General features: G+C 63.9%; 28 protein-coding genes. 13 read left to right on the plus strand and 15 right to left on the minus strand.

The annotated features are described in order from the left end of the window. Positions 1–361 precede the first annotated feature (361 nt). The 3 genes from AB7290_RS35390 (at position 362) to AB7290_RS35400 (ending at position 4,910) form a co-directional block, all read left to right on the plus strand. Positions 362–3,466 (plus strand): ATP-binding protein, encoded by a 3,105-nt coding sequence (locus AB7290_RS35390; RefSeq protein WP_144030810.1) that lies wholly within the window; start codon positions 362–364, stop codon positions 3,464–3,466. A gap of 758 nt (positions 3,467–4,224) precedes the next feature. Further along, positions 4,225–4,686, plus strand: coding sequence for a universal stress protein (locus AB7290_RS35395; protein ID WP_085403286.1), 462 nt, complete (start codon positions 4,225–4,227; stop codon positions 4,684–4,686). 95 nt (positions 4,687–4,781) lie between these two features. After that, on the plus strand, positions 4,782–4,910 hold the full coding sequence (locus AB7290_RS35400; protein WP_256376431.1) for a hypothetical protein: 129 nt from the start codon (positions 4,782–4,784) through the stop codon (positions 4,908–4,910). A 66-nt stretch (positions 4,911–4,976) separates the two neighbouring features. Here AB7290_RS35400 and AB7290_RS35405 read toward each other — a convergent pair whose 3' ends face one another. The 6 genes from AB7290_RS35405 to AB7290_RS35430 form a co-directional block, all read right to left on the minus strand. Beyond that, positions 4,977–5,543 carry a DUF1697 domain-containing protein gene (locus AB7290_RS35405; protein ID WP_085403285.1) on the minus strand — a complete coding sequence of 189 codons (567 nt, stop codon included), beginning with the start codon at positions 5,541–5,543 and terminating at the stop codon, positions 4,977–4,979. Between the two features lie 170 nt (positions 5,544–5,713). Further along, positions 5,714–5,986, minus strand: a complete 273-nt coding sequence (locus AB7290_RS35410; RefSeq protein ID WP_085403331.1) for a hypothetical protein — start codon at positions 5,984–5,986, stop codon at positions 5,714–5,716. Positions 5,987–6,222: 236 nt separating this feature from the next. Then, positions 6,223–6,489, minus strand: coding sequence for a DUF3551 domain-containing protein (locus AB7290_RS35415; protein WP_085403284.1), 267 nt, complete (start codon positions 6,487–6,489; stop codon positions 6,223–6,225). 154 nt (positions 6,490–6,643) lie between these two features. Beyond that, complete coding sequence (locus AB7290_RS35420) at positions 6,644–7,153, minus strand: DUF2867 domain-containing protein (RefSeq protein ID WP_063985328.1); 510 nt, start codon at positions 7,151–7,153, stop codon at positions 6,644–6,646. A gap of 162 nt (positions 7,154–7,315) precedes the next feature. After that, complete coding sequence (locus AB7290_RS35425) at positions 7,316–8,206, minus strand: sigma-70 family RNA polymerase sigma factor (RefSeq protein ID WP_085403283.1); 891 nt, start codon at positions 8,204–8,206, stop codon at positions 7,316–7,318. Positions 8,207–8,226: 20 nt separating this feature from the next. After that, positions 8,227–8,535, minus strand: a complete 309-nt coding sequence (locus tag AB7290_RS35430; RefSeq protein WP_071917696.1) for a hypothetical protein — start codon at positions 8,533–8,535, stop codon at positions 8,227–8,229. Positions 8,536–8,798: 263 nt separating this feature from the next. Between AB7290_RS35430 and AB7290_RS35435 the strand changes: the two genes are divergently transcribed. The 3 genes from AB7290_RS35435 to AB7290_RS35445 all read left to right on the plus strand — a co-directional run bounded on the left by AB7290_RS35435 (position 8,799) and on the right by AB7290_RS35445 (position 11,664). After that, the gene (locus AB7290_RS35435) at positions 8,799–10,205 is read left to right on the plus strand and encodes a DHA2 family efflux MFS transporter permease subunit (RefSeq protein ID WP_085403282.1); all 1,407 of its coding nucleotides are present in this window, start codon (positions 8,799–8,801) and stop codon (positions 10,203–10,205) included. Positions 10,206–10,402: 197 nt separating this feature from the next. Continuing rightward, complete coding sequence (locus tag AB7290_RS35440; protein WP_028158991.1) at positions 10,403–11,140, plus strand: SDR family oxidoreductase; 738 nt, start codon at positions 10,403–10,405, stop codon at positions 11,138–11,140. 26 nt (positions 11,141–11,166) lie between these two features. Continuing rightward, positions 11,167–11,664 (plus strand): DoxX family protein, encoded by a 498-nt coding sequence (locus AB7290_RS35445; RefSeq protein ID WP_167768142.1) that lies wholly within the window; start codon positions 11,167–11,169, stop codon positions 11,662–11,664. 43 nt (positions 11,665–11,707) lie between these two features. Here AB7290_RS35445 and AB7290_RS35450 read toward each other — a convergent pair whose 3' ends face one another. Continuing rightward, positions 11,708–12,391, minus strand: a complete 684-nt coding sequence (locus AB7290_RS35450) for a TetR/AcrR family transcriptional regulator (protein WP_085403281.1) — start codon at positions 12,389–12,391, stop codon at positions 11,708–11,710. Between the two features lie 204 nt (positions 12,392–12,595). Between AB7290_RS35450 and AB7290_RS35455 the strand changes: the two genes are divergently transcribed. The 6 genes from AB7290_RS35455 to AB7290_RS35480 all read left to right on the plus strand — a co-directional run bounded on the left by AB7290_RS35455 (position 12,596) and on the right by AB7290_RS35480 (position 17,613). Further along, positions 12,596–13,429 (plus strand): sugar phosphate isomerase/epimerase family protein, encoded by an 834-nt coding sequence (locus tag AB7290_RS35455; RefSeq protein WP_085403280.1) that lies wholly within the window; start codon positions 12,596–12,598, stop codon positions 13,427–13,429. 19 nt (positions 13,430–13,448) lie between these two features. Next, the gene (locus AB7290_RS35460; RefSeq protein ID WP_094184291.1) at positions 13,449–14,528 is read left to right on the plus strand and encodes a Gfo/Idh/MocA family protein; all 1,080 of its coding nucleotides are present in this window, start codon (positions 13,449–13,451) and stop codon (positions 14,526–14,528) included. A 100-nt stretch (positions 14,529–14,628) separates the two neighbouring features. After that, a complete protein-coding gene (locus tag AB7290_RS35465; RefSeq protein WP_085403278.1) occupies positions 14,629–15,297 on the plus strand; it encodes an amino acid ABC transporter permease in 669 nt (222 codons plus the stop codon). A gap of 9 nt (positions 15,298–15,306) precedes the next feature. Further along, positions 15,307–15,948 carry an amino acid ABC transporter permease gene (locus AB7290_RS35470; protein WP_063985335.1) on the plus strand — a complete coding sequence of 214 codons (642 nt, stop codon included), beginning with the start codon at positions 15,307–15,309 and terminating at the stop codon, positions 15,946–15,948. Between the two features lie 22 nt (positions 15,949–15,970). Then, positions 15,971–16,813 (plus strand): transporter substrate-binding domain-containing protein, encoded by an 843-nt coding sequence (locus AB7290_RS35475; protein ID WP_167768141.1) that lies wholly within the window; start codon positions 15,971–15,973, stop codon positions 16,811–16,813. Positions 16,814–16,854: 41 nt separating this feature from the next. Continuing rightward, complete coding sequence (locus AB7290_RS35480; protein ID WP_085403328.1) at positions 16,855–17,613, plus strand: amino acid ABC transporter ATP-binding protein; 759 nt, start codon at positions 16,855–16,857, stop codon at positions 17,611–17,613. 53 nt (positions 17,614–17,666) lie between these two features. Here the strand turns inward: AB7290_RS35480 and AB7290_RS35485 are convergent, their stop codons facing one another. From AB7290_RS35485 to AB7290_RS35515, 7 genes are all read right to left on the minus strand, one after another. Then, complete coding sequence (locus AB7290_RS35485) at positions 17,667–18,464, minus strand: adenylate/guanylate cyclase domain-containing protein (RefSeq protein WP_085403327.1); 798 nt, start codon at positions 18,462–18,464, stop codon at positions 17,667–17,669. 86 nt (positions 18,465–18,550) lie between these two features. After that, positions 18,551–18,763 (minus strand): hypothetical protein, encoded by a 213-nt coding sequence (locus AB7290_RS35490; RefSeq protein WP_014497603.1) that lies wholly within the window; start codon positions 18,761–18,763, stop codon positions 18,551–18,553. A gap of 1 nt (position 18,764) precedes the next feature. Continuing rightward, entirely contained in the window at positions 18,765–18,950 is a 186-nt protein-coding gene (locus AB7290_RS35495) for a hypothetical protein (RefSeq protein WP_085403277.1), read from the minus strand. 79 nt (positions 18,951–19,029) lie between these two features. After that, positions 19,030–19,242: a hypothetical protein gene (locus AB7290_RS35500; protein ID WP_063985337.1), complete on the minus strand. Its 213-nt coding sequence runs from the start codon at positions 19,240–19,242 to the stop codon at positions 19,030–19,032. Between the two features lie 704 nt (positions 19,243–19,946). Further along, on the minus strand, positions 19,947–21,140 hold the full coding sequence (locus tag AB7290_RS35505) for an adenylate/guanylate cyclase domain-containing protein (RefSeq protein WP_085403326.1): 1,194 nt from the start codon (positions 21,138–21,140) through the stop codon (positions 19,947–19,949). 126 nt (positions 21,141–21,266) lie between these two features. Further along, positions 21,267–21,851, minus strand: coding sequence for a HutD/Ves family protein (locus AB7290_RS35510; protein WP_085403276.1), 585 nt, complete (start codon positions 21,849–21,851; stop codon positions 21,267–21,269). A 101-nt stretch (positions 21,852–21,952) separates the two neighbouring features. Beyond that, a complete protein-coding gene (locus AB7290_RS35515; RefSeq protein ID WP_135215557.1) occupies positions 21,953–22,474 on the minus strand; it encodes a hypothetical protein in 522 nt (173 codons plus the stop codon). Between the two features lie 800 nt (positions 22,475–23,274). Here AB7290_RS35515 and AB7290_RS35520 point away from each other — a divergent pair. Next, positions 23,275–23,574: a hypothetical protein gene (locus AB7290_RS35520; RefSeq protein WP_085403273.1), complete on the plus strand. Its 300-nt coding sequence runs from the start codon at positions 23,275–23,277 to the stop codon at positions 23,572–23,574. 57 nt (positions 23,575–23,631) lie between these two features. On the opposite strand, the gene AB7290_RS35525 is transcribed toward AB7290_RS35520, so the two are convergent. Further along, complete coding sequence (locus AB7290_RS35525) at positions 23,632–24,477, minus strand: SDR family NAD(P)-dependent oxidoreductase (RefSeq protein WP_085403272.1); 846 nt, start codon at positions 24,475–24,477, stop codon at positions 23,632–23,634. Positions 24,478–24,479: the final 2 nt, after the last annotated feature.

Genomic DNA, 24,479 nt, shown 5'->3' on the forward strand with positions numbered 1-24,479 from the left:
ATGGTGGAGCGCTTGAAGGAGGCGCCCAAACCAGCCTTCCTTTCGGGAAGACCCCGTGGAGGCGACAAACGAACTCGCTGAAATTGACGCATCGCCTCTGGGTGAAGCTCTGCCGTTAAACAATGGTACGGAGGATGCCACGAGCGACTGAAACATCTTGTGAAGCAACAACCCATAGAACACGCGGGTGAGACGCCGTGCCTTATCTTCCAAGCGCATGACACGAACACCTTGTGTGAGTGACCGGATACGGCTGGAAGTATCGAGCGGGACGCGGGGCCACGCTTTAAGGCGAGCTTAATTTGTTCTTATCGTTTCCTTGATTCTGAAGGGTGTGCTTGCTTTCGGGCCCGCGTACCGGTTGAATATCCGCCTTGCGCACACCTCCGAAGGCATTGTTTTGCTGTACCTATTTGACGAGTTTGTCCTCGACACCGACCGGCGGGAATTGCGCCGTGACGGACGTACGATCCCGTTGCAGCCCCAGGTTTTTGACGTCCTCGAATATCTGATCCGCCACCGCGCCCGGGTGGTGACCAAGGACGATCTGATCAGTGCAATCTGGGGCGGGCGCATCGTCTCGGAGTCGGCGCTCACCACCCGCATCAACGCAGCCCGTACCGGAATAGGCGATTCCGGCGAGGCGCAGCGGCTGATCAAGACTTTGCCGCGCAAAGGCGTCCGCTTTATCGGCACGGTGCGGGAAGCGGCCAGGGAGGTCGAGAACGCGGTCGTACCTCTGAAAACCGAAATCTCCACCCCGGTGGTCGGCCGGACCCCCTCCTTCGAGACGATCGACCAGATGACGCGGCACGTCCTGTCCGGCAAACGGCAGATGGCTTTTGTCACCGGAGAAGCCGGGATCGGCAAGACGGCCTTCATCGCCAAGGCGCTCGAGCAGCTGACGGAACAGGGCTTCGATCAGCTCTATGGGCGCTGCACCGAACGGTTCGGAACCGACGAAGTCTTTCTTCCACTCATCGATGCGCTGGTGAGCCGCTATCGCGCAAACGGCCCGGAACTGATTTCGGCAGTTCGCGCCCACGCACCCACCTGGATCCTGCAATTGCCAGGCGTCATCGACGCATCGGAACGCGCGGCTTTCCAGGACGAAGTGTTCGGCGCGACGCGCGAACGGATGCTGCGCGAATTCTGCGATCTTCTGGAAGCGCTGAGCCTCGACCGCCCCTGGGTTCTTGTTCTCGAAGATCTGCACTGGAGCGACTTCGCGACACTCGACGTCCTGTCTCGGTTCGCACGCGGGAACGGCAACGCGCGCGTGCTGGTCCTCTGCTCCTATCGTCCGGCCGACAGTTCCGTCGGCGGGCATCCCATCCCTCGCCTGCACCGGGACCTCGAGATTCACGGATACTGCAGCGAATTGCGCCTCGATCGGTTGTCGCGTCCGGAGGTCGAGCGTTACCTGGCATTGCGCTTCGGCGACGAGCAGCTTGCCTCCAGCCTGTCAAAGCCGGTATTCGAGCGAACGCTGGGACATCCGTTGTTTGTTGCCACGCTGCTCAAGCACTTGATCGACCAGGAGTCGATCATCGAAATTGACGACGGATGGCGCCTGTCCTCACAGGCGGCATTTGCGCAAGACCGCATTCCGGACAGCCTCGTGAACATGATCGGCCACGAGCTCGATCGCCTCACCGACAACGAGCGGCGTCTGCTCGACGTCGCCAGCGTTGCCGGCGAGGAATTTTCTGCGGCCCTCGTTGCGGCCGGTCTGTCCGACGATGCGATCGACGTCGAAAGGGACATCGAAGCGTCGATCCGGAAGGATCAAATCCTCGCTCGGTCAGGGGTTTCCGAGTGGCCCGATGGCACATATTCGGGCTGCTACGCTTTCCGTCACATTCTCTATCAGAACATCATCTACCAGAATCTGCCGCCGGGGCGCCGCGCACAAACGCACAAGCGCCTGGGCAAGAGGCTGGAGGAGGCCTATGCCGGCCGCACCCCTGAAATAGCGCCTGCGCTCGCACTTCACTTTGAGCAGGGTCGCGACTTTCCGAGCGCGTTGCGTTACCTCCGGGAAGCGGCAAAGAACTCGACGAAACGCCTCGGCCACGCGGAGGCCGCAAGCTATCTCACCCGCGCGCTTGGCATACTCGATCGTTTCGATGCTGCCGACAAATTCTCGACCCGCGTCGCTCTTCTGCGGGAGCGAAGCTGGGCTCTTCGCTCGTGCGGCGACCTCGCCGGCTCCATCCGTGATCTGCGAGACATGATTGCCTGCGCCGAACAAGCGGGCGAGATCAAGCAACAGCTCAACGGCCTTACGGCTGTGAGCAGCCTCTGCTTGCGCGTGGATCGCCACGCCTGCCTTGAGGCCGCTGAAGATGTGCTGTCGCGAAGCCAGGCGCTGGCGGACGACACATTCAAGGCTCTGGTCCAGGGCAGCAGCGCGAGCGTCAACCTGTTCCTCAACGGCTGGCGCAAACAGGACGCCACGCTCTGCGACAGGGCGATCGAGCTGAGCGCGAATGCCACGCATTATGGCATCCTGATCAGGCGCAATGGAATATCCGGTATCGTCGATTGCTGGAGGTCGCGGTACCAGGAGTGCCGCCGCGCCGGCACGGAAGGCAAGCGGTTGGCCCGTCTGGCCGGCGACGTCTACACTTTTGTTCTGTTCAACGTTCTTGAGTCGATCGCGCTTATTCATCTGGGCGAGTGGCGCGAGTTGCGACTTGAAATCACGGCCGGCCTCGAACTGGCCGTCAGGAACGCGAACGGCCCCAGCAGCGCATTGTGCCGGCTGACGCTTGCGTGGTTGCACGTCGAAGCGATGGACTTTGATGGAGCCCGTGAGCTCTGCGAAAGCGTCGACGATAGTCTGCTGGTCGGAGATCAGTCGACCTACTTCCACAAGCGGGCCGTCCTTGCCAAGGCCTATGTCGGGCTGAACGACCCGTCGGGAGCTCGCAGGCAATTTGATGACATCGAGCGCCGCAGGCATGAAGAAGGCATCGATATCGAGTTTACCGCCGCGACGCAGGTGTATCATTGTCTCGGCGAATATTACCTGCAGGTTGACGACTTTACGCAGGCTGAGAGCTGTGCGCGCCAGCTCCACGACTATGTGGCCACGGCTCCGGATCTCAATCACCTGGCCCAGGCCCACGGACTGCTCGCCCGTACTGCGCTTGCCATGGGCAATTCAGCGGAGGCTCAGTTGCAGCTGTCCCGCGCGCTGGAGATCGTCGACAGCGCCGACTTCCCGATTGCTTCCTGGCGGGTGTACCGCACGGCCGCCGAGATCTTCGCGAAGTACGGCGACGTCGACAGAGCGGCGACGTATCGCATGCGATTTGTCGAGACCGTCCGAAGGCTCGCGCAAAATTTCGAACCCGGGGATCGGCTGCACAAGAGCCTGCTCGCCATGTTGGCGACGCGAACAGCGCAACTGGAAGCAATGACCTCTCTGCCTTCGCGGCCCGACAGTGCACGCCATTGACCCGATCCGCCTCGACACGCATGGCGGCCAGGTCTGCAATCTACCGATCGGTCGGCCGAAATGGCGATAAACTGTGCGGCAAGTTGCGATGAAAATGGCCAAGCTACTTTGAGCTTCGCGCCGCGCGCCAATCCTTGCGAACGCCGGCGAGGTCCGCTGCTCAGCATATCATGGGGTTATCCCCGTGGTCGCAAACTCCACCCGGTTGATCCGAGGGCACTGGCGCAAATGCGTGGTAGGCCGGCGCAGCGATCGATCGCTCGAAGCGGGAGCTCGCCCCCACGCCCTGTTCGGTGTGCCGATCGCCAGTGCGGTGCTCACGCGCCTGGAGCGGCGTGCTGAAGATTGCGGTGACGACCAGTCCGGTCAACAACGCCTTGGACAGGACTGATCCGACGAGATTTTTGAATGGTGTCATCGTGGTGGTTCCTTTCGTTTGGGGGATCCCCCGCGAGGCAAGAGATCCGATCCACCACCCTTAGACGTGCGTTGTCGCGCGCTTATTCCCAAGTCACAAAGTAGTTTCCGAGGCGCGTACAATCTTCTCGGACACGAGACAGAGCTCTACGCCAGATTCGGTTGCCTGCATCGAACGTGAATAAAAGTTTAGTTAGCCGAGAGCCGGGCGCGTCCACGCGGTGCGAGGCGAACCTTGTTGAGGCTGTGACGGCGAGACCGAAAACGCGGATGGACCCACGGCGCGTATGAGATCATATTACCCAGGCATCACTTTGTTCGAAGAGCAAAGGATTAATCGAATGTACGCCAACATTCTCTTGAGCACGGACGGATCGGACGTCGCGCGAAAAGGCGTTGAGCATGGCATTGCCCTGGCGAAGGCGTTGAACGCCAGGCTGACGATCATCACTGTGACGGAAGCGCTGCCGGTCGACTATGGGAGCGGACACGCCTCGGGATGGATTCCGACCCAGGAGGAGGTTGACAGCTATGACGCAGCCTGCAAAGCCCGTGCAGGCAAAGTGCTCGATGAAGCGCGCGCCATGTCGGAGCAGATCGGCACGCCTGCGGAACTCCTGCACGTTCCGAATGCGCACCCGGCGACTGCGATCATTGAAACAGCAGAGTCGAGAGGCTGCGACTTGATCGTCATGGCCTCTCATGGGCGTCGCGGCCTCAGGAAGCTGTTTCTGGGCAGCCAGACATCCGAGGTCCTGGTGTACGGAAGCGTGCCGGTGCTGGTCGTGCCAAAACCGGCATAGTGCAGGGCTTACCCGACGCCACTCGGCTGTTCTGCCGGGCGAGCCCAACCGAAACAAGGCGCCAATCGACCGCTCTCACGCGGCAGGAGAATTTTATGGTCAGTGAAAAAGGCCCGAACATCAAAAAGAAGCAGAAATGCAAAAATTGCGAGGGCAAAGGCTTGCTCAAGAAGGGCGAGAAGGTGGTGAAGTGCCAGCGCTGCAAGGGCACGGGGGTGCGGTGATGTTGAGTTGATGACCGCTCTATTCCCGGGGGATTGAGATGACAGTGCACTTCCAAGCAATCGATTTTATTTTTGATCAGCCCGGCTGGATCGGACCGAAGTCACGGCGTCACCGATTCGCCTTAGCGTATTCGTGTTGCGCAACGTGCCGACGCCCTTCAGGCGCCCCGCGCCTAACGCCGAAAGCAAACGCGATCGCGCTGGATCGCCCGTAAAATGGATCCAGAGATCGCCGCCGGCGACGGCTATTCGTTCATCGCTGACATAGCGTGCGAGGGCGTTTTCGCCACCTTTCGGGATTGGACTGCGCATCACGCGAACGGCGACCCTTTGCGGATCAGCGGTCGCTTCGGCACGAAACGGGTTTGCGCGTAGCAGGCGTCGCCACGCGTCAGCGTTGCGAACGATGATTGCGACATGCTTGCCGAACCGCACGTTGAAGGCCGCTTCGAGATTTTCTTCCAACTCGGAAATCGACGCCTTGTCGCTGTCAAACGTCAGATTTCCCGTCGCGCCGATGGTTCTGGGGTCGTGGAGGCCGAGGCCTTGCGCCATGGCACGCAGCTCGGCCATCGCCAATCGCCGGCCGAGCGGGAGAACCACACTGTAAAGCAGGGCCACGTAGGTCGTCATCGTTGGATGGCTCTCGTTCTCGGTCGGCTATCCTGACCAGCTTTATCGTTCACAACGTCAAATATCTTACGGGGTGCAGTCAAGCACTGTCACCGTAGTAGCCCGCACCATGAAGCCACTGGTATTCCGGCCGGCAACATCAAGCTTCGTGCGGTATTCTGGGCGATCCATCACAGAAAGGTCGTGAGCTCATAAGCCAGCACGGCTCCGCCAAGACAGCGCCGCCATGGGTTCACCCCGCGGAAAATCTCGTCGAGGGCCCAAACGATGAGGCCGCCTTTGAACACGATGTCCAGGGCAATAGCGGCATTGCCCGGCGGCTGCCAGATCCAGCGCAGGGCACCGGCCACGATGACGACCCAGAGAACGAGGTTGGGGGCCTGGGCGATCGTGATGTCACCGGTTTCGCGATTCCGAAAGAACCATTGCAGGAACCTGGACATGATCGCGCTCGCCTCTCCGATCGCGAAGATTATCGAGTACTCCGGTCGCCGCGATTCCCGATGTTTGCGATCGAGGGCCGCATCGGGTCTTTCGCGGTTTCGGGAGATGACGACGACAGCGCTGGATTGCTCGCCATCGACGGGCAGCCTATGCGTCCCGACGCATTGCGGCTGCTTCGGTGGAGCAGCCACATCGAACAAGGGCGCCGTCGCCGGCGCCCTTCATCGCTTGCCGCTCAATCCCGGCTGCGATGCAGCACGTGCCGTTGCTGCTGCGGCGCGTAGGCCCGCATCGGGTTGATACCGCAGCTCTCGTTGGTGCCGCTCGCGGTGGCGCGGCACTGCTCATAGGTGGAAAACTCGCAATTGCCGGGGTAGCCCGATTGGCGGCCCTGCAGGCAATAATTGTCTTGCACCTCGGTTGCGGACGCGGCGGTAGAGGATGCCGCGACGGTCAAGGTGGAAACGGCCGCAAGGACGGCGATGGCAAGATGACGATGCATGAGGGAACTCCTGTGTAGCGCTCGCCGGATGCGAGGACTCTCGTAAGCTAACGTTTGAGATCTCGAATACTTCGCAGCCGGAGAGATTAAATCGCTGTTATGTGCCACAGGGGCGGCACGCCCGTGCTCCGCTCTTGCGCCGCGGCGCGCGACCTTACAGTTCAGCTGGCCAGCCCGATCGCTCGGCTCGACGCAAGGACGACTTTACGATCAGGCGATGGAAGGGCGCGATTCCCGCGATATAGGCCCGCCCTCCCAAATGATTGAAGGTCACGACCGTTGTGGCGACAAGTCGGCGGCACAAGGCGGACTCTTCAACCAAAACGGACAAACGGAAGTCGAGATGGCGATCGTCCTCGCCAAGGATAATCTCATGACGACGCCGATCGTAGACCCGAAAGAAATCGATCCTGTCGGTCGCAACGTCATCGCGCAAGTCAGACGATGTCTTAAGACCGAACCCCGCAACCAAAGTGTCCCTTAGAGCCACCAGCCAGCCAACCCACCGCGCCTGACCCATAAGCATATGGGTGGCGAGGCGCTCGGCGTCGCCCGTCGCATGGCTCGGCAGATCGATCGCGAATGCGTCAGCGAAGCCCGCCTTGGCGTAGAGCGGCTTGAGCACCGAACGCTGCGGCAAATCCACTCGAGCAACGCGCGCCATAGATGTTCTGCCCGGACTGAATGGAAGCGAAGAGGCGGTGGAGACCAATAGCACCGGCGGGGCTCTCCAACAAGCGGCGAGGCCCCCGGGCAAGTCGATGCCCCCTCCCCACTCAGCGGTCATTGAAACTGAAGCGCGGACCACGCTGCCGGCCACGCCCACTCACCCTCCATCCACTACGCACTCCGCACCATCGATAACGTAGGCTGCGTGACGAAAATCCCTGATGATGGCGAGCTTGTCGGCGGACCAGTTCAACAGCATGAAATATTTCGCCCGCCCGCTCGGCTCATTCGGATCGAACACCAGGATCGCGGGACGTCCGTCGACCTGCCCCGTCACCAGGTGCCAGTCGCTGATCTTCGAATAATTGCCGAAATAGCGCGACACCTCGGCCTTGCCGTTCAGCCTGGTGCGGTTGATGAGCTCGAGCCTGACGTCATCGGCGATCATGGCGCGGATCGCGTCGAAGTCGCGCGCATTGAAATGGCCGACATAGGCGTTGAGCCGCGTGCGATCGGCCTCCGACAGGCCTGGCTGCGGCACATCGTCAGGCTCCTCGGCGAACTCACGCAGCTGCGTGCGCCCGCGATGCAGCGCGGCCTTCACCGCCGGCAGGCTGAAATCCATGATGTCGCAGACCTCGGCAAGCGAGCAGCCGAGCACGTCCATCAGGATCACGCTGGACCGCTGCGCCACCGGCAGCCGCATGAAGGTGCGCAGGCTGGTCGCAGCGATCTGGCGGCTTTCCACATCATCGAGCTGGTCGGCAATCATCTCCACCTCCTCAGCCGAATGAAGCGCCTCCTGTCGGTTGCGGCGGCGCAGGAAATCCAGCGCGGTGTTGTGCGCGATGCGGAACAGCCAGCCCTCCGTATTGACGACGGGCGTGACCGATTGCAGCGCTCCCATCGCCTTGATCAGCGCATCCTGCAGCACATCCTCACCGTCGATGACCGAGCCGACCATGCGCGCGCAGTAGCGATGCAGCTTCGGCCGCATCTGCGCCAGCAGCGCCTCGATATCGATGGTGGCCAGTGGCTCTGGCGCCATTGTTCCTCCGCCTCGCCTGGTCAGGACTCGTTCAGCATACGGTAGTTGCCGACGATCCTCACATCACGAACCAGCGGCGGCTCGGCGCAGCGGTCGCGGATGCCGTCCTGGAACGCCTGAAACGCCCTGAGTTTCGGGATCGGGCTCGAGCCGTCCTCGGCCGCGGCCTCGACCAGATGGATGAAGGTGTCGTCCTCCAGCCGCAGCGTCAGATAGCGCACGCCGTCCGGCCCGGCCGCCTTCAATTCGGCAAATACCGCCGAAACCAGCTCGGCGTTCCTGTCGGCCAGCTCGGGCTTGGCCTTGTACCTGATCAACGTCCTTTTCATCGCGCTCTCCTTGCTCATCTCGCGACCTGGCTCGCCCATCGCGCGCCATCTTTCCATTTCGGCATGACCCTCCCGGAAAACCGGTGCCCCGCTTTCCGGATCAAGCTCGCGTCAATGGCCGCGTCATCCCCAAGGACGTTTGGCGGCCGGCGAAGGATGCAGCCGGGGAAAAATTATTTCCGGGCGCATCCTTTGCCCCTCCGACCTCGTCTAGCCCACAGAACGCGCCGCGACAGGGTGGCTCGACACACGGAGAGAGGGCGATGCAGACCCCGACCAATCGCGCCGAGAAGAACTGGGTGCTTGGCGTCACCGCGCTGGCATCCTTCATGATGGCGCTGGACGCCATGATCATCACGACGGCATTCGCGACCATCCGCGCCGAATTCGGCAGCCCGGTCGAGACGCTGCAATGGACCGTCAACGCCTTCAACCTGACCTTTGCCGTGCTGCTCCTGACCGGCGCCGCGCTCGGCGACCGCTTCGGTCGCCGCCGCATGTTCGCGGCCGGGATCGCCCTGTTCGTCGTTGCATCGGCGGCCTGTGCGCTCGCCGGCAATGCCACCGCGCTGATCGCCGCCCGCGCGCTGCAGGGCGCCGGCGCCGCTTTGGTGATGCCGCTGGCGATGGCGATCCTGAGCGGCACGTTCGGCCGCGAGGAGCGCGCCCGCGCGCTTGGCATTTTCGCCAGCATCACCGGCTGCGCGCTGATCATCGGCCCCGCCATCGGCGGCTTCATCACCGAACATTTCGGCTGGCGCTGGGTGTTCTGGATCAACCTGCCGATCGGCCTGATCGCGATCGCCCTGGTGCTGGCACGCTTGCGCGAAAGCTTCGGACCGGCTTCCGCATTGGACATCGCCGGACTGGCGCTCGTCGCCCTCGCGGCGCTGGCGCTGGTCTGGAGCCTGTTGCGCGGCAACGCCGTGGGGTGGGCGAGCGCCGAGGTCATGGGCACGCTGATGTCAGGCCTGGTATTCACAGCCGGCTTCGTGCTCTGGGAATTGCGCGCGGCCGCGCCGATGGTGCCGATGCGACTGTTTGCATCGCGCGCCCTCGCCTCCGGCATGTCCGCAAGCGTCCTGTTCTACGCCGCGATGTATGGCGTCTTGTTCCTGCTGCCGCAGTTCCTGCAGACCACGCTGGGCTTCGACGCCTTCGGCGCCGGACTTCGCCTGCTGCCCTGGACCGCGACGCTGTTCGTCACCGCCCCGATCGCCGGCGCGGTCGTCAACAGGTTCGGCGAGCGGCCGCTGGTGGTGACGGGATTGCTGATGCAGGCGATCGGCCTTGGCTGGATCGCGGAGATCGTGAGCCCCACGGTCGCCTACTCCGCCTTGGTCGCGCCGCTGGTGCTGGCCGGCGTCGGCGTCTCGATGGCGATGCCGGCAGCGCAGAACGCGATCCTGAGCTCGGTCGCGGTGGCTGAAATGGGCAAGGCGTCCGGCGTCTTCAACATGGGCCGCTTCCTCGGGGGCATGTTCGGCATCGCTGCGCTGGTGGCGAGCTTCTCGGCCAACGGCGGGGCCTACTCGGCCGCACATTTCGAGAGCGGATTTGCTGCGGCGATGCGCCTCGCCGCAATGCTGTCGTTGGCCGGCGCGATTGCGGGGCTTTTCCTGCCGGCACGGCGACGGACCGCCAGTGCAGCCGCGCCACAGGATGCGTGACGCTGACACAGGCACGGGGCTGCGGTGACGTTGAGGTGGTGACCTCCCTCATGCCAAGGTAAGGGCCGCCAAGCCGTCAGCGGCGGATACCGCACCATTCACTGTTCGCCCCACCCGAACAGTGAAGCCAATTCCAGCGGGATTATCCAGCCAACCTCCCTGCCTATTATCTCCCCATCAAACAGGGAGACCCCACCATGACCACCCAGCACCCACGCACAGCCATCGTCACCGGCAGCTCGAAGGGCATTGGCGCGGCGGTCGCCGAGCGGCTGGCGCGGGACGGCCTCGCCGTCGTCGTCAACTATGCGAGCGGCGCTGCGCCAGCCGAGGCGCTGGTGGCGAAGATCAAGGCCGCCGGTGGAGCGGCGATTGCGGTCAAAGCCGACATCAGCAAGCTGGCTGACGTGCGCGCGCTGTTCGACGCGGCCGAGACGGCGTTCGGCGGCGTCGACGTGCTCGTCAACAATGCCGGGATCATGAAGGTCGCCCCATTGGCCCAGACCACCGACGAGGTGTGGGACCAGACCATCGCGATCAACCTCACGGGCACCTTCTATGCGCTGCGTGAAGCGGCGAAGCGGCTGCGCGAGGGCGGCCGGATCGTGAATTTCTCAACGAGCGTGGTCGGGCTTTATCAGCCGACCTATGCGGCTTACGCCGCGACCAAGGCCGGCATCGAGGCGATCACCCACATCCTCTCGAAGGAGCTGGGCGTGAGGCGGATCACGGTCAACGCGATCGCGCCGGGCCCTGTCAACACCGAGCTATTCCACAACGCCAATCAGCACGACATCTCGCCGATCATCGATCGGACGCCTCTGCATCGTCTCGGCGAACCCGACGACATCGCGCGCGCGATCTCGTTCCTGGTCGGGCCCGACGGCGGCTGGATCAACGGCCAGATCCTGCGCGCCAATGGCGGCATCATCTGAAGCCGCATCGTCTGGAGATCATGACCATGAGCGATGCGATCACGGGCGGGGCCCCACGGCACAGCCCCGCGTCCCTGCTGTTGCCTGGCTTGCGAAATTTCTACGAGATCGCCAATCCCGTTTCCTATGCGTTTCTGCGCGTTGCCTTCGGATTGATCCTGTTCACGCACGGCTTGCCGAAATTGCTCGGCGAGTCCCACGGCGCCATGGCCAATCCGTTCGCGAGCTCCATCAATTTCATCACCAATTCATTGCATTTTCCGGCCCCGGTGGCGTTCGGCTATTTCGTGATGCTGCTGGAAACCATCGGGGCCATCATGCTCGCCGCGGGGCTGTTCACCCGCCTCGTCGCGCCGATGGTCGCCGTGCAGATGGCGATGATCTGCCTTATCCATTACCCCAAATGGGCCTGGATCGATCGCGGCATGGAGTACCCGTTCCTGATGGGCCTCGTTGCCCTGCACATGTCGTTTCGAGGCGGCGGGCGATTCTCGGCGGACCGCTTGATCGGACGGGAGCTTTGAAGGCGCGCCGGAGGGCCCTGCCCGCTCCGGCCGCGCGAGGTCTTCACACCGCCGCCGTTCGATCCCCCCGCACACAACGCCACAGCAGATCGGCGATCTCGGCGCGGCGCTGCGCCCTCGCCTTTGGCGAGGACATGTCGAAGGCGAATTGCGCCTCGAACGTGTGACGGTTGGCGACCGCGAAGAAGCTCAGCGCATTCAGCGTCATATGCAGTTCGACCGGATCGATGCCGGGCCGGATCGCGCCGCAGGCCGCGCCGCGCTCCAGCACCTTGGCAATCTGGCTGATGCTCGGCTGCGTCATCTCCTTGAGCCTGCGGCTGATGGCCATGTGCCGTCCGCGATGGATGTTCTCGATGCTGACGAGGCGGACGAATTGCGGATGGGCCTGGTGGAAATCGAAGGTGAATTCGGCAAGCCGGCGGATCGCGGCCTCCGGCTCCAGCGCCTCGAGATGCAGATCCTCCTCGGCGGCGCGCATCTCCGCATAGGCCATCTCCAGCACCGCGGTGAACAGCTCTTCCTTCGAGTTGAAATAGTAGAAGATCAGCCGCTTGGTGATGTTGGCGCGGGCGGCGATGGCGTCGGTGTTGCCGCCGGACAAGCCGTTCTCGGCGAACTCCTCGAAGGCGATGTCGAGGATCTCCTGCCGCGTCCGCTCGCGGTCGCGCCGCTTGATCGGCACCGGCTTCGCCGCCCGGACGGGCTGCTTCTTCACACCTGGCATCTGGCCCTTCGGTCCTTCACGGCGGCCGGTCGCGGCATCGCCCTCCCTCCATAGCGCAATCGCGGGCCCTTGACATCAATTATCCCATTGGGTAATTATCAATTAACCTATGGATTAATTAAGAGGGAGGAGACACATGCGCCTGACCGGCGACCGCCGCGCCAGCTCCCGACTGCCGCGATTGCCTGTGCGGGCGAGCAGGCCATGACCGCGCTCGGCCTTGCCCATCTCACCGCGTTGGAGCTTGCGCCCACGGCGCTGGTTGCCGAGGCGGCGCGAGCCGGGTTTGCAGCCGTCGCGCTACGCTTCATCCCGGCAACCAGCGACGGGCCGGCCTATCCGACGCAGGTCGGCACCGAGGCCCACCGAGCGCTGAAGCGCGTGCTTGACGGCGAGGGCGTGCGGGTCAGCGACATCGAGCTGGTCCAGCTCAAGCCCGCCATCGACATCTCCTCGCTCGCAGGCTGTATCGAAGCCGGCGCCGATCTCGGCGCCACAGCGATCATCGCTTCGGGCGACGATCCGGATCGGTCCCGGCTCACCGCGCGTTTCGCCGAGCTCTGCCAACTCGCCGCGTCGTTCGGACTGCGCGTCGACCTCGAATTCATGCGCTGGCGCGCGATCGGCAATTTGGCGCAGGCCGCGGCGGTCATCCGCGACGCAGGCCAGACCAACGGCGCCATCCTGGTCGACGCGTTGCACCTGGCGCGCTCCGGCGGCCGCGCCGCCGACCTGATCCCGCTTCCCGACCATTGGCTCCGCGCCGCGCAACTCTGTGATGCCGTCGCCGAAACGCCGGCAACGGACGCGGCCATCATTGCCGAGGCGCGCGCGGGACGGCTGCCGCCCGGCGACGGCGCTCTGCCGCTCGGCGCACTGCTGGAGGCGCTGCCCACTGATGCCGCCCTCAGCGTCGAGATGCCGTTGCCGGCGCTCGACGCGAGAGAGCGGATCGCCACGGCGTTCAACGCGACCAGGAACTTGCTCGAAGGCCAGGCCCGCGGCGCCAGACGCCGCGACTGCCACGGCTGGGCCTAAACCCAACGGAATGCACGAGATGACAAAAATCAGGATTGGCGTGATCGGCGCAGGATTGATCGGGCGCAAACATCTGCGCAAGCTGGCCGAGCATGGCGACTACGAGCTCGCCGGCATCGCCGACGTCAACGCCGAGCAGGTCGCGGCCGAGCAGCCCGGCGCACGCGTCTTCGCGGATTACCGGAAGCTGCTCGACGAGGCGCGGCCCGAGGCCGTGATCATCGCGTCGCCCAATCAGCTCCACGCCGAGAACGGCATCGCATGCGCGCGGGCCGGCATCCATATCCTGATCGAAAAGCCGGTCACCGATACGCTGGAGACCGCCGCCGGCCTGATCGCGGAAGTCCGCAAGGCCGGCATTCGGTCGCTGGTCGGGCATCACCGCCGCCATCATAGGCAGGTGAAGGCGCTCAAGGCGCTGCTTGGCGAGGGCCGTATCGGCGATGTCGTCGGCGTCTCGGCGATCTGGGCCACGCACAAGCCGGCCGACTATTTCAAGGCTGCGCCCTGGCGCTCGCAAGCCGGTGGCGGGCCGATCCTGATCAATCTGATCCACGAGATCGACTTCCTGCGCTTCGCGGTCGGCGAGATCGTCGCCGTGGAGGCCATCGCCGCGAACCGGCAGCGCGGCTTCGCGGTCGAGGATACCGCCGCCGCGCTGCTCGAATTCGAGAACGGCGCGCTCGGCACGTTCTTCCTCAGCGACTGCGCGGTGACGCCCTGGACGATGGAGCAGGGACTCGGCGAGGCGCCGGAGTTTCCGTTCAGCGGACAGAGCAGCTACCGCCTGATGGGCCGCCGCGGCGCGATCGAATTCCCAAGTCTCGATCAATGGACGCAGGAAGGCGGCGCGCAGGACTGGAACAGGCCGATCCAGGCGCAGGCCAATCATGCGGCGTCGACCGATCCTTATGTCGCCCAGCTCGATCATTTCCGCGACGTGGTCCGGGGCGTGACGCCGTCGCTGCAACCGGTCGAGGACGGCGCGCGAAGCCTGCTGGTGACGCTCGCGATCGCAGAGGCCGCGACGGCGCGACGGCGCATCGACCTGCGCGAGCGCTACGCGGGGCTAGGACAAGGCGAGCAGGCAACGACCTAGAGCACGGCTTTCACCGCCGTCGGACAGACGCGAACGGGCCAAGCCACGCCAAGAGGGCGGCCCGGCCACGCCAAGAGGGCGGCCCGGAGGGAGGAGCGAGGTGAACTACAAGTTCGATTTCGGACCCGTGATCGAGGGCCTGCCGGAGCTGCTCTGGGGCTGTGCCGGCACGCTCGGCCTGGCGCTGTCGGGCATGGTGCTGGCGCTGATCATCGGGATCGGCGGCGTGCTGCTGCGCGATTCCCGGCTTGCGTCGCTGCGCTGGCTAGTCATCGCGTTCGTCGAGGCGATCCGCAACACGCCATTCCTCGGCCAGATCTACTTCGTCTTCTTCGCGCTGCCGATGGTCGGCATCCGCCTCGATCCCACGCTGACCGCGATCATCGCGCTCGGCGTCAACGGCGGCGCCTATGCGATCGAGATTATCCGCGGCGGCGTGCAGTCGATCAACAAGGGGCAGGTCGAGGCGGGACTGGCGCTCGGCCTGAGCCGGACCCTGATCTTCCGCCTGATCGTGCTGAAGCCGGCGCTGCGCGCGATTTTCCCGTCGCTGACCAGCCAGTTCATCATGCTTACGCTGACGACGAGCATCGCATCGGCGATCTCGGCCTATGAGCTGACCTCGGTCGGACAGGCGATCGAGACCAATACGTTCCGCAGCTTCGAGGTCTATGGCGTCGTCACGCTGCTCTATCTCGCGATGTCGTGGATGCTGATGCAGATGTTCGCGCGGATCAACGCGCGCTTCCTGCTCTATCCCGTGAAGTGAGGACGGCGCATGGACAAGAACCAGTTCCTGTTCCTGCTCGGCGGCCTGAAATGGACGCTGGCGCTGTCCGCGATCGGCTTCGCGCTCGGCTCGGTCGCCGGCCTCGGCGTCGCACTGGCGCGCACCTCGGGCCGGCGCTGGCTCGAACGTGGCGCGGCCGCCTACATCGCGCTGTTCCAGGGCACGCCGCTGCTGATGCAGCTGTTCGTTGTCTATTACGGCCTCGCGCTCGCCGGGCTGAAGCTCGATCCCTGGGTTTCCGTCTCGATCGGCTTCACCCTGCATGCCGGCGCCTTCCTCGGCGAAATCTGGCGCGGCTCGATCGAGGCCGTGCCGCGCGGCCAGGTCGAGGCCGCCAAGGCGCTCAGCCTCGGCTATCTCGACCGGATGAAGGACGTCGTGCTGCCGCAGGCGATCCGCATTTCGCTGCCCGCGACGATCGGGTTCCTGGTGCAGTTGATCAAGGGCACCTCGCTTGCCGCCATCATCGGCTTCACCGAGCTGATGCGCGCCGGGACCATCGTCTCCAACCAGAACTTCAAGCCGCTGCTCGTGCTCGGCCTGGTCTGCGCGCTCTATTTCGCGCTGTGCTGGCCGCTTTCGCTCTATGGCGCCTGGCTGGAGCGGCGGCTCGTCACCGCGGCACGATGATGAATTCAACACAGAGGAGGGAATGATGACCAAAAAGACAATCCAGTTCAATCGCCGCCACATGCTGGCGCTCGGCGCCGCCGCGATCGCCTCGCCGTTCGTGCTGTCGCGCGCCGCTTACGCGGTGACGCCCGCGGAGATCAAGGCGCGCGGCAAGGTGCTGATCGGGATCCAGGGCGACAATCCGCCCTGGGGGTTCGTCAATTCCTCGGGCAAGCAGGAGGGCCTCGATGCCGACCTCTCCGAGCTGTTCGCAAAAGAGCTCGGCGTCGCCGCGGAATTTACACCGCTGGCCGTCGCCAATCGCATCCCGGCGCTGACGTCGGGACGCGTCGACATCCTGTTTGCGACCATGGCGATGCTGCCGGAGCGCGCCAAGGCGGTGCAGTTCTCAAGGCCCTATGGTGCCAACATCATCACCTTCATCGCGCCGAAGGAGATCGAGATCAAATCGCCGGCCGACATGGGCAAATATGTCATCGGTGTCGCGCGCGGCAGTGTGCAGGACACCGACGTGACCAAGGCGGCGCCTCCCGGCACCACCATCCGCCGCTTCGACGGCGATGCGCCGACCATGCAGGCGCTGCTGTCCGGGCAGGTGCAGGCGGTGGGCGGCAACATCTTCTACGTTCCGCGCCTCAACGAATCCAAACCCGGCACTTACGAGAACAAGCTCGAATTCACCAAACTCTATAACGGCGCCTGCACGCGGCTCGGCGAGAAGGAGATCAACGCCTTCGTCAACGGCTTCATCGACAAGATCATCGCCAGCGGCGAATGGGCCAGGATCTATCCGAAGTGGATCAACAACCCGCTGCCGGCTTTCCCCGACAGCATTCCCGGCATCCCCTTCACCGTCAGCTGAGGGAGAGTGCCATGTCGGTCACAGCCATGTCGGTCGCAGCCATGCCGGTCGCAGCCACGGCGGACACGATGATCGCGATGCGCGGTGTCAACAAATGGTACGGCACCTACCAGGTGCTCACCGACATCAACCTGGCGGTCCGTGCGAGCGAAAAGATCGTTCTGTGCGGGCCGTCCGGATCGGGCAAATCCACCCTGATCCGCTGCATCAATGCGCTCGAGAGCTACCAGAAGGGCGAGATCGTCGTCGACGGCGTCCATCTCGGCAGCCAAGGCAAGGCCGTCGATGCGGTGCGCCGCGAGGTCGGCATGGTGTTCCAGCAATTCAACCTGTTCCCGCACATGACGGTGCTGGAGAACTGCACGCTGGCGCCGATCCGCTCTCGCGGCATTCCGCGCCCGGCGGCCGAGGAGACCGCGCGGCGGCTGCTCGACCGTGTCAAAATCCTCAACCAGGCGGACAAATACCCGGCGCAATTGTCCGGCGGTCAGCAGCAGCGCGCGGCGATCGCGCGGGCGCTGTGCATGGAGCCCAAGGTGATGCTGTTCGACGAGCCGACCTCGGCGCTCGACCCGGAAATGGTCAAGGAGGTGCTCGACACCATGATCGGGCTTGCGACCGACGGCATGACCATGATCTGCGTCACCCATGAAATGGGCTTCGCCCGGCAGGTCGCCGACCGCGTGATCTTCATGGCGGAGGGACGGATCGTCGAGGAGGCGGAGCCGGAAGTCTTCTTCAGGGCCCCGCAGCACGAGCGCACCAAAAAATTCCTCGGCGAGATTCTGCCGCATCATTGAAGCCGTGCCGGCGCGGCGCGAAGGCGGTCCGGTGTCCACCCTTGCCGGACGCCTCACGCCTCCACCCGATACAGCCTCCACCGCTCCGGCACGCCCTTGAGCTGGTGCATGCCGTGATCCCTGAAGCTGATCGTCGATGGTGCCTTCAGCAAATCCTTGACCGCGCTCGAGACCAAGACTTCGCCGGCCCGCGCTTTCGCGGCGACGCGGGTGCCGATGTGGAAGGCGAGACCGACCATTTCGCCGCCGCTGATCGTATACTCGCCCGCATGCAGGCCGACCCTGATCTCTAGCCCCAGCGTGCGCACCGCCTTCTGGATCGCGGTCGCGCAACTGATCCCGGCAGCCGGCGCCTTGAACGTCGCTAGCACGCCGTCGCCCGTCGTCACGACTTCCTTTCCGCGCGAGCTCTTCAGCTCCTTGCGGACGGCTGCGTAATAATGGCCCATCACCTTGGTCCAGCGCGCATCGCCGAGCTTCGCGGCCTTGGCGGTGGAGCCGACGATATCGACGATCAGGATGGTGGCGAGCGCCCGCTTGAGATCGGTGCCGCGCTCGGCGGGGGGGCGCCGGAGCGCGATAGCTCCGGCCAGCGGCTCATAGCGATGGCTGCGGCGCCGCGCGATCGCGGCCTTTGCGTAATCCTGGGCACGCTGCGCCGTGCCGCACCGAACTGTCTTCTCCTGCGGCGAGCGCGTCCAGTAGACCTTGCGCCCGGCACCGGTGCCTTGGACCTCCACGCCGCCCCACTTCAGGAAAACCGCCGAGCCGACGCGCCTGACACACCACGCCTTCGACGTGTATCCCGATACGTTCGACTGATGGACTCCGATGCGAAGGAATTTTGGCATGAACGCGCGGCCAGTCGAAGGAACGTGGGCGGACCTCGGGCCAACGTATTCGCACATGCCTGCATTGGCAACAGGGCTCCTCGCACCTACGCTCCCCGGCGAGCCTCCTGCTTGCCGATCGAGCAGCGCCACGCCGCGAGACGTTCGGCCGGATGCTGCGCCATCCATTCGGCGAGCTGCGGCGCTCCCATCAGACAGGACTGCATCGTCACGTCAGCGAAATCCGAGGTCGTGACGATCTGCTCGTGGCAATCTGTCGGCGACGAGAGGCTGCAGAGCACGGCAATGATCTTGATCATGTCACGAGAGCTCCTTCGACGTACTCGGGCTCTGCGTCGCCGCCCGAGTGGTCGACCGCGGCTCGACGGGCCGCTCGCCGTCGGGATCGGCCCGCGGAAACACGGCGTCATAGTTAGCGCGCGCTTCGCGGATCAGCCGCGCACGCTCGCGCTCGGCTCTTGTGACCAGTCGAACAACTTCGCCCATATCGGCTCCACGGGGTGGCAAGAGAGGAAACTGACCAGACGGCCCTGATTGGGCGACCGGCTCACCGCGCAACCCGCAATCACGGGTACGATTCGTATCGCGTGCCGGCCGAACGCGCCGATGACCTCGCCGCATCGACGCTTGATGCCTTTTCGGCGCGCCGCTGATAGTCATTGGCCAGCATCTCGAGACGGGTCGCGACCACGATGTCCGTCATGGTCCGGGCCGCGCGCAGCAGGCTCTGCGCCGTCTCGAGATATTCCTTTCCTCGTCGTGACATCTGCATGGTCATAGGCGCCTCGCGCGGTTTTCTGAAAACATGTCGACAACCGACGGAAATCGACCGAACCAGTCGCGCTCACCCTGCCGGCGCGTCGCCAAACGTTCGACGCACTTTTTCGAGCAAAGGGGCTTTCGCCAAGAGTAGTAGCGGACTAGGCCAAACTTACCGTCGCACGCGGCACAGCGAGCGGTTCGACTTCCAGAAACTTGGGAACAGTTTGGCATTGTCGTCTCCTCTTGTGGTCGCGTCCGATGTGTCGATCACCTTTTCTGTTGCATCGAGGCAGCCGCATCGACTGTCCTCGACCAAATCTTGCGGCACCGTTCGCAACGCCGCCAGTGAACCCAACCTAGGCGTCCTGCGCGAACATATCTTTCAACAACGCGTCCGATATTGCCCATAAGCACGACTTCCATCGCGCGCAGGGGACGCACCCCGACGATTGCGCGTTTGCGCGATCGCCCGATTCCGGAACTGGATCGACGTCACGGCGACGCACGCATGCACCGTCAATCACGGCACATCGAGGCCATGACGGGCGGCGATGGCGACCGTCGTTCGGAGATGCCGGGGTGTGCGGGACGATGGCAAGCTGGCCGTGGCCGATGAGGATCAGGATTTCTCCGCCACGCCGCGCAATCGGTGGCGCGCGGGTCATCGGCAATCTTGCGTCAGCGAGATTTCAACCGGACGGCTGCGGCGAGCATGCCGCCTCAGCCGTGAAACGCAAACAGCTCGATCGGATCGCTGAAGCCGCGCACCTCGTATTTGCCGACATGCTCGAGCTCGAACTCCCGCTCGACCAGCTCGGCGAAGGCGCGCGAGAGCAGCACCGGTCGTCCGAGCTGCTTGGTCAGGGCTTCGAGACGGGAGGCCATGTTGACGGCGGGACCGATGACAGTGAAGTCGAGCCGGCTGGACGATCCGATATTGCCGTACATGACGTCGCCGACGTGGACGCCGATGCCGTAGTTCAGCGGCGCGCGGCCGGTCCCGTTGTTCCGTTCGTTCAGCGCGGCCATAGCCTGCCGGGCTTCAGTCACGGCGCGCAGCAGGTTTGCGCAGGCGCCGGGCCCGCTGAGCGGGAAAATGGCGAGCAGGCCGTCGCCGATGAATTTCAGGATTTCGCCGCCGTGCCGCGCGATCGGCTCCGACATCGCGTCGAAGTAGTCGTTGAGGAGATCGATGACGTCGTCGCGCGGCCAGTTGTCCGAGATCTTCGTGAAGTCACGGAGGTCGCAGATCATGATCGCGGCACGCACCGTCGTGCCGGTGCCGCGCCGCGTGGCCCCGGCCAGGATGAGCTCGCCGGCATGGGAGCCGACATAGGTCTCGAGCAGCGTTCGCGCCAGGCGGTTCTTGACGCGGATCTCGCTGACCAGCGCCAGCACCGGCAGCACGTTCTTGAGCGCAACCAGATGCGCGTCGTCGAAGCCGCCGGGGCGATCGGTCGCGAAGGTGACGAGATGGCGCTTACCGAGTGTGTGGTGGAGCGGCCAGGCGACGTAGTCGGTCAGACCTTTCGCGCGCATCTCGTCATAGACCGCGTGCCTGCGGCCGAGCGACGGATCGCCTTCGAGGTTCTCGCGGAGTTCGCTCGCACCGTCCAGCATTTCGCTGACAGGGCTGCCGATGAACTCGGATCGCTCGAGCACATCGAAGTCGACCCGCGAGATCTTCGCCTCGCGCATGCCATCCAACCACATGAAGGCGGCGCCGAGCCATTGCGGATGCTGGATCCGGACGTGCATCGTCGACCGCTTGAGCGGAATGCCCGCCTGCTGGAGGCGGATGCACATCTCGGCAAAGATGTTGTCGATGAAGCGCTCGTCGCTCGTGCCGTTGGTCAGCCAGTCGACGACGCCGTCGGATAGCGTGGTGGGGCGATTTTGGTCTGGCGCGGTCATACCCTGCCTGTTCATATCGTGCCTTGCGCGGCGGTCGGCATTGTCGGGGCAGATATCGTGTTCCGGCGCCGCTGCGTCAACCTAGCCAGGTGCATGGATTATGCGCATCCGCCGGGCGGTTGCCATCTAGCCGACGAGCTGAATCGAGCCCAGTACCGCCAGCCCTGAGACGAGTCCCAATCTGGACGCCTCGGTCAGCTCGACCTTCAGCGTGCTGCCGTCGGGAATGACAATATCCTCGCTATTGAGACGAATGCTGCATTCGCCGGAAACCGCGTAAACCAGGTGCGTGCCGGCGGACAAAGGCCGATCGCCGGGTTCCCTGAGTGCCAGCAACTCGATCTCGGCCGCGCCGCGCCGGGCCATCAGGTTGACGACCTCGACGGGACCCGCCTCGAGCGCGGTCACGATCTCCATCTCTCCGGTGAAGCGCACCGTTGTAAAAGGTTCACGCTCGTCAAAATCCTGCGTGGGCGACTTCAGCACCAGCCCACGCCCGCCGACGACCATTTGCAGGCGGTCGATGCCGGGCATGTAGGAGAAGGGCCCGGGCGCCACGATCGGCGTCGAGGCAAAACGCCAGAGCAGGCTGTCCCAATCCTTCGCCGGCGCGTCGGCGCGATGGGCATCCGCGATATCGGTGAAGATGCCGCCGCCGTTCTTCCAGGGCGAGCGGGTGTAGTCTTCGGACTTCAGCAGCGTGGTTTTCATGTCTTGAATTTATCCGGGAAAGCATGTGGCCGAGATCGCCCGCGCATCATGCGCGGGTTGGGCCGGCTTTGCCAACCGGTTTCACCAGCGATGAACTGCCGTCACGCCTTGGCGTCGAGGTTCAGCCTGGTGCTCAGCTCGTTGACGAGCGAATCCACGATCTGGTTCTGATAGGCCGAGATGCCGTTGAAATAGACCGGGCCGCCGGACTGCACCAGCAGGCCGCCGCCGGACACTTCGGCATCCTTGGCACCGCTCTCGGATTGGGTATCGAGCTTGCCCATGGCGTCGTCGAGCTGCGCGGCGGTCTTGTCGTCCATCTCGCCATTGGCTTGAAGCGTGGCGAGCAAGGCCTGGGAGGCACTGCCGAGATCGGCTCCCGTCCCCGTCTCGGCCGTCGCCGAGAACGTGCCGTTGGTCTTGCCGCTGTAGCTCTTGTAGGTCAGCGTCTCCGTGGTGGTGCCGTCGCTGTTGGTTCGATTGTCGAGCAACAGTTCGAACGCGCTGCCATAGGCGCCCGTCGTCAGCATGTTCGGATCGTTCGGATTCTTGTTCTTGCTCGCGCCTGTCTTGTCGGAGCCTGCGGTCCAGTTCGGCGGAACGGTGTAGCTGACGTTGGTCACGGCGCGAATTCCTGTGATCATTGCGCGGAAACATTCAGCAATTTTTGTGCCAGCGAAAGCGCAGTTGATTCCTGTCGGCTTTCCTTGTCGTAGCGCGCGGACTTCGCACAACGCTGCAAAAATTGCCCGGCAGTTTCATCCCGTCGCGCGATTGTGCGGAGCTTGCGCCTCAGTTCGTAGCCCGGATGAAGCGCAACGCAGTGCCGGGGGCAGCTCGCGCGATGAGGCTGTGCTCCCGGATGACGCTTCGCTCCATCCGGCCGCGCACCTCACTCTTTGTCAGGGGCATTGTTGGCCGTCAGCCTTCATGGCCGCACCAAAAGCCTTGCTGTCGAACTTGCCTATCTTCTCGGTGACGGATTTGACGAGATTTGGGGGGACGGATCGCTTCCCCTTGCCCCCGCCGGCGGCAACTTAGGTCAGAAATCTACCCCTTTTGGGTACCTTGCACGAAGCTTGAAGCGCCGCATAATACAGACACTTATCCAAAGGTAACCCGCTCGCGCCTCGGCCAGGCAATTGCGTAACGCGCTCCTCTCAGTGGGAGAATTGCAATGCCCGTGTTGGACTTGCCGTACTGGTTGATCATTGCAGGCTCCGCGTTGGTATTGGGCGGGCTCATTGGCTTAGGGGTCAGCCGCAACAGGCGGGTTGAGAGCGATCCCATTCTGCTCCCGGGCGATTTGACGGCATGGAGAGACGAGGGATCAGAGACCTCGGACCTTGCGGCTATCCGGGATTCGCACAACTGACGGCTTGCGCCCGTGGCCCATTCTGCGGAGCAAACTCTGGAGAGAGACATGACCCTGCACTTTACGCGCGTCGAGACTCCGGTGCATGAACTTGAAATCTGGATGGCGTGCAGCGGCGGATTTTCGTTCGTGATCAGTAACGAAAACCGCACCGGTCCTGGCCTTCACGGAAAGCCGGGCCTGGTTGCCTCATGGCGACCGGTCGAAGAAAACAAGTCCGCGATCAAGCTTGGCGGCTCCCCCTTCAGTACCTTCGCCGAAGCCGAGAAGGCCTGCGAGGCCGTCCTGGAGGCACTTGAGCAGATGAGCGAATCGCAAACGCCGAAGATTGCGTCCTCGCCGCAATGAAGAGAGACTCTGCTCGCCGGGGCATCGAATTCCGCGCCGCCGGATTGTACTGGCGTCTTACATTCCGCTCAGGCCGCTATCCACCGCGAGCGACTGTGCGGTGACGTAGACGCTTTCATCCGACAGAAAGAACAGCACGGCATAGGCGATCTCCCAGGCGGTGGCCTGCCGGCCGAAGGGGACGTGGCCCTTGCCGCGGCTGGGGCGGCCGGCGCCGGCTTCGCGGCCGTTGGGGGTGTCGACGAGGCCGGGATAGACGAGATTGGCGCGGATGCCGCGGCGCGAGCCGAGATGGGCGATGTTGCGCATCAGGCCGCCGAGCGCGGCTTTTGAAGAATCATACGCCGCCATCTGCGATCCCGCTTTCAGCGCGGCGATCGAGGAGATGAAGACGATGGCACCGCCATTGTCGAATTTCGGCATCGCTGCGCGGCAACAGAGCATGGGACCGCGAACGTTGACGTCGTAGATCCTGTTCCACTCCTCGGGGCTGACGGCATCGAGGCCGGTCTTGCCGAAGGTGCCGATGTTCAGCACCATGCCGTCGAGGCCGCCCATGGCGCGATGCGCCTCCTCGATCATGCGCTGGACGTCAGGCTCCGACGTGACGTCGGCAGTGATGGCAAAACCCTCGCCGCCTTCGTCGGTGATGTGCTTGACGGTCTGCTGTGCGGACGTCCGGTTGAGATCTGCCACCGCCACCTTCGCGCCCTCACGTGCGCACAAAATGCTCATGGCGCGGCCATTGCCGATTGGATCGGTGGCGGCGTCGAACACGCGCTGGCCGCCGCCGACGATCAGGATACGGCGTCCCTTCAGGCGTCCCCTGCCCGGCGCTTCGCCCAATGACTCCGCGCTTGGTGGACGGACGTAACGTTCCGGCTTGCTATCGATTTCCGCCATCT

Source organism: Bradyrhizobium sp. 613_E4_N2_2 (genome assembly GCF_052075995.1).
GTDB lineage: Bacteria > Pseudomonadota > Alphaproteobacteria > Rhizobiales > Xanthobacteraceae > Bradyrhizobium > Bradyrhizobium barranii.